The 4,619-nt window shown below is 62.4% G+C and carries 5 protein-coding genes; 2 read left to right on the forward strand and 3 right to left on the reverse strand.

Going from position 1 to position 4,619, the window contains the following annotated elements; all coding sequences use genetic code 11:
* A partial coding sequence (locus EN893_RS39245; RefSeq protein WP_245490839.1) for a D-lyxose/D-mannose family sugar isomerase occupies nt 1-402 on the forward strand: 402 nt, incomplete at its 5' end.
* A 64-nt stretch (nt 403-466) separates the two neighbouring features.
* Here EN893_RS39245 and EN893_RS15275 read toward each other — a convergent pair.
* The gene (locus EN893_RS15275) at nt 467-1,471 is read right to left on the reverse strand and encodes a L,D-transpeptidase (RefSeq protein WP_127271881.1); all 1,005 of its coding nucleotides are present in this window, start codon (nt 1,469-1,471) and stop codon (nt 467-469) included.
* 246 nt (nt 1,472-1,717) lie between these two features.
* On the opposite strand from EN893_RS15275, the gene EN893_RS15280 reads away from it, so the two are divergent.
* On the forward strand, nt 1,718-1,924 hold the full coding sequence (locus tag EN893_RS15280) for a hypothetical protein (protein ID WP_164749017.1): 207 nt from the start codon (nt 1,718-1,720) through the stop codon (nt 1,922-1,924).
* Nucleotides 1,925-2,034: 110 nt separating this feature from the next.
* On the opposite strand, the gene EN893_RS15285 is transcribed toward EN893_RS15280, so the two are convergent.
* Complete coding sequence (locus tag EN893_RS15285) at nt 2,035-3,714, reverse strand: tetratricopeptide repeat protein (RefSeq protein ID WP_127270689.1); 1,680 nt, start codon at nt 3,712-3,714, stop codon at nt 2,035-2,037.
* Nucleotides 3,715-3,852: 138 nt separating this feature from the next.
* On the reverse strand, nt 3,853-4,485 hold the full coding sequence (locus tag EN893_RS15290) for a hypothetical protein (protein ID WP_127271884.1): 633 nt from the start codon (nt 4,483-4,485) through the stop codon (nt 3,853-3,855).
* Between the last annotated feature and the right edge of the window lie 134 nt (nt 4,486-4,619).

Genomic DNA, 4,619 nt, shown 5'->3' on the forward strand with positions numbered 1-4,619 from the left:
CGCAAGGACCAGCTGTCGCCGATGCACCGCCACAACATCAAGGCCGAGGACATCATCAACCGTGGCGGCGGCAAGCTGGTGCTGGAACTGTTCATGCATGACCGCGACGGCGGCATCGATCCCAAGGCGGAGGTTTCGGTGCCGGTCGACGGAACCATCCACAGGCTGCCCGCGGGCGGGCTCCTGAAGCTCGACCCGGGCCAGAGCGTCACGCTGCTGCCCGGCGTCTGGCATGCCTTCTGGGCCGAGGGCAAGGACGTGCTGATCGGCGAGGTCTCGACCGTCAATGACGATCTCACCGACAATGTGTTTCGCGAACCGATCGGCCGTTTTTCCAACATCGACGAAGACGTTGCCCCGGTCCATCTGCTGGTGTCCGACTACGAGAAGTGGCTGGGGTAGGGGCGCCGCCCTACGCCTTCGGTGACGCCAGTCACACGGTCGAAAGTTAGCCCGTGGCGCCTGCCTACTGCGATCCTTGTTCGACCGATCCTGCCGCTTCTTCCTTGAAGACGACCTTTGTGCCTCTTTGCACTTCGGAGGCGAGGTCTTCGGCATCCCAGTTGGTCAGCCTGATGCAACCATGCGAGAAGGTCTTTCCGATCTTGCCTGGGTCCGGAGTCCCGTGAATGCCATAACTATCGATGGACAAATCGATCCAGACCGATCCCACCGGATTGTTCGGCCCGGCAGCGATCGTGAAGGGGCGCTTCGTCTTCACCCCCTTGAAGGCAAACTCGGGATCGTAGTGATAGGTTGGGTGGCGCACCACGCGTTTGACCTCTGCCTCGCCACTCGGCGCGGGCTTCTCCTGGCTCCCGATCGAGGCGGGGTACGTCGCAAGCGCTTTGCCGGAAGGGTCGAGCACGCGAACCTGGCGAGCGCTCTTGTCGACCTCGACGTTCCCAATGTCTTGCGGCGGATCACCTCGGGTTACAGCTGGCACCAGCAGCTTTTGCCCCGCCTTCCTGAAGCCGATGCCGGGATTGAGCCGTTCAAGCAGTTCCTCGCTGCTGTGGAAGCGCTCCGCCATCTTTTCCAGGGCATTGTGATAGGCGAGCCGGGGCAGGCGGGCCATCCTCTCCATGCGCGCCGGAATTCGCCTGGTGAACGGTCCACGCACATCCTTGCGCGTCAACTCGTAGGTCTCAAGCGCCGGGCGCGAGGAGCTCGCGACCAGCTTGTCCCATGTCTCGCGGTTAAGCTTGCCGTCGGCAGGCAGTCCGTTGGCCGCTTGAAACGCACCGACTGCCCGGCTGAAGTTCTCCGCTTGGCGGCCGTCGATCAGGCCTGGCGAGAAGCGTGCACGATCCAGGAGGATTTGCGCCTTCAGCACGGTCGCACTGACGCCTTTCGCTTCGCTGCCGTCAAATTGGGCGTTGTTGACAGTGGCCGCGTCCAGTTTTGCCGCCGCCGTTGCGTCCCATGCCATGACGAGCATGGCGGCAGCGGCAAGAACGAGCCTGATCATGGAGGTCACACTCCTGTATGAGCACCTGCTTCTATGACGTCGCACGGCCGATCTGGTTCCATTCCCCTGGCTGCGTCCGACTGCCGAGTGCCGATGCGCCGCAGCGAACCCGGACCAGGGAGCACCCGGCGGTGGCGCGGGTGCATTGTTGATAAGGGTCCGCCATCATCCAGATGGATGGCGACTCTCGCCAGCGCATGTGTTGGCTTCAATCGAAGCGCAGCTCGGTGACCGAGGAGAGCCAGCATGCAATTTCCTGCCCAGAAGGACAGAAGACCGGCAGCCGAGGATGAGCGCCAGGCCCGGCTTGAGAAAACAGCCAGGCTCAAGCAGCTTCGGTCCTATGCTTCCTGGCTTTTGTCCGACCCAAACGCCCAACTTCACGATGAGATAGACTGCTCGGTGCTGATCGAGGAAGGCGTGGTACGAGACAAAGCGTGGAGCCTGGGCTGATCGGCAGGTGACACGACCGGGCGGCGAGGTTTCCACCGCCAACGATGATCGGCCGACAATTTGTTTGGCGAGCCGATCGGCCGCAACAATGGCGGCAGGCTGACTTCGCGTCAGTGACAGCAGCCTTGCTGCGCGCTCGTCCTGCACAGGCAGGACGAGGTGATCGGCACATCCGCCCTGGCCAGCGCCGCGGCAAGGCTTGTCTGCAATATCGGCAATTCATCAGTCTCGCCGCGCCGATTCAGGCATTCCACCAGCCCGTGCAGTGCCCAGACATTGTTCGGGTGCTGGGCGCAGCGCTGCACCGTGCCGCTCAGGCCCAAATCGTCGCGATAGACCTGTTCTGCTTCCTGCGCGTGGCCCTGGTCGAGAAGCAGCGCCGCCAGCGCATGGCGCGGCGGGTGCATCCAGGCCCACGGTTCGGTGTAGGACAAATTGTCGTCAAGCTCGACCGCCTGCCGCAAATGGCCATAGGCCTCGTCATGCCGGCCCTGATGGTACGCCAGCTCGCCGTCGAGCAGGGCGACACCGACAGCCAGCGAAGCCTGCGCCGGGTTGCTGAGGAAGCGCCGCTCGGGCGCAATGCCTTTCAGATGCCGATGGAACACTTCGCGCTCGCGCTCGGCTTCAGCGAAATTCCCAAGCGTCGCATGCGCCACACCCTTGGCGTAGTGCTGCATGGCCGCCGTCAGCACATAGAGGCCTGGCTCCGCGGTCGCCGGTTCGTCGATGATCTCCTGCCAGCGGCCGAAGCGCACTTGCACATGCGATTTCATCGCATGGTAGCCTTCCACCGTCTGCGTGAGCTTGGGCCGGCCGGGGATGGCGACCACGTCGCGCGCGACCAGGCTGCGCACTCGATCGGCGGCCCACAGTGCAGGCTGGTACTGGCCCGACAACATGCAGGTGAACATCATCAGGTGCAGATCGTGGCAGCAGCCGAGCAAATAGTAGGTCGGCTCGTCCGCATAGGCGAGATAGAGGTCGTTGGCGCGTACCGCCTTTTCGCTGGCGCGTTTGGCTTTCTCATACTCGCCGCACAGCACATAGATGTGCCCCGGCATGTGGTTCATGTGCCCGGCATCGGGGCACATTTCGCCGAGCAGATCCGCTGACCGCATGCCGCGCTCCGGCATGGTGGACATTTCCAGCAGATGGATGTGCAGGTGGACGATCGCCGGATGCTGTGCTGCGCCGGCCTCATCGGCAAGCCGGACCGACCGTTCGCAGACGTCGAGCGCCTCGACGACATCGGAATTCGGCGCCGGCGCGCCGGTCTTGAGGTTCCACAGCCGCCGCACCGTGCGCATCATCAGCGCTTCGACCAGCAGTGCCATCACATCATGGTCGTCGGGACAGTCCCGATACACAAGCCGCATCGCGGCGGCATAGCTATCATCCCACCGTTCGAATTCCTCTGGGCTCACCCGGTATGGCTTCTGAAAGCGGGCGGCCAGCGCCTCGATCAGCCGCTTCTCGATCTCGTTGGCGGAAGCCGCATTGGCCCGGGCCAGCTGGACATGCTCGAAGCAGCGCTTGGTCGCGCTGTCGGCCTCGGCCTCGCCATGTTCTTTCCAGGTCAGATTGTAGAAAGGTCCGGCGGCATAGGCGATGCCCCAATGCACCATCGGACATTTAGGATCTGTTTCGAGCGCCTTCTCAAAACACTTGATGCCTTCCTCATGGTTGAAGCCGTAGCACCAGTTGAGGCCAACATCGAACCAACGCTGGGTTTCTGAAGAACGAGTGGAGATGGGACGGCGGTAGGTGCCGAGGTCGAAGCGGTCCATGTGGTCTCATTTCAATTCTGATTGCCAGCGAGCCAGCTCTGGTCAGACTACCTTCGCCATCAATGTGTGCCGAAACTGGCAGGCATGGCAAACGCAACGAGTGCCATCGCTGCTTGCATTTGGATACTGTCGCCGCTCTTAGCTGGTCTCTGGAGGCGGTGTTTCATTTTGCCAGCCGGCCAGCTCAGGCAGGTCGTCAAGCCAGCTTTTCTCGCTCACCAAGGCATCGCCGGTCTGCGGGTCGGCCTCGGCGGCGTTTTGAATGAGCCAGTCCATCCACTTGCGATAGGCAGCCGGGTCCAACTGAGGCGGCAACACCTTGGCCTTGGCCAGCATGCGTTTGCGGAAACTCACCTGCCTGCGGAGTTTTGTCGTCGTGAATTTGATGGCCTTGCCCTGGTATTCGACCGTCCAGCGCCCGTCGCCGTGGCTGGCGAGCCTGTCGATGGCGAAGCCGACGTCCACCGGCCTGTCCCGCCACGGAAGCTCGATGGCATTCTTCCTCAAATCGAGTGCCCATCGCCTGTAGTCGGTCCCGGCACGCTGGGGCGGCAGCACCCCAGCCTGTTCGAGTATCTTCCTGCGGAAGGTCGGCTGCTTCTTGAGCTGGCCTGTCGTCAGCTCGATGCGATGCCCACGGAATTCGACATGCCAGCGGATCCTCCCATTGCCGAAATACTTAACCAGCCTGTCGATGACGAACTCGCCATCGGAGAGCGTCACGCAGCCTTGGCTGATGCGTTCGAGAATGTACTGGCTATCAGTGAGCATGACGCGGCCTCGTGCAGGAACCCTTCATGAAGCTTCGCTAAGGCGCACGCAACGACCGGGCAATCTCGCCTTTCATGATTCCGTCGCATAGACACCGATGACGCGTCATATCGCTCGCGCGCTCATCCTGACAG

The organism is Mesorhizobium sp. M7A.F.Ca.CA.004.04.2.1 (genome assembly GCF_004022825.1).
GTDB lineage: Bacteria > Pseudomonadota > Alphaproteobacteria > Rhizobiales > Rhizobiaceae > Mesorhizobium.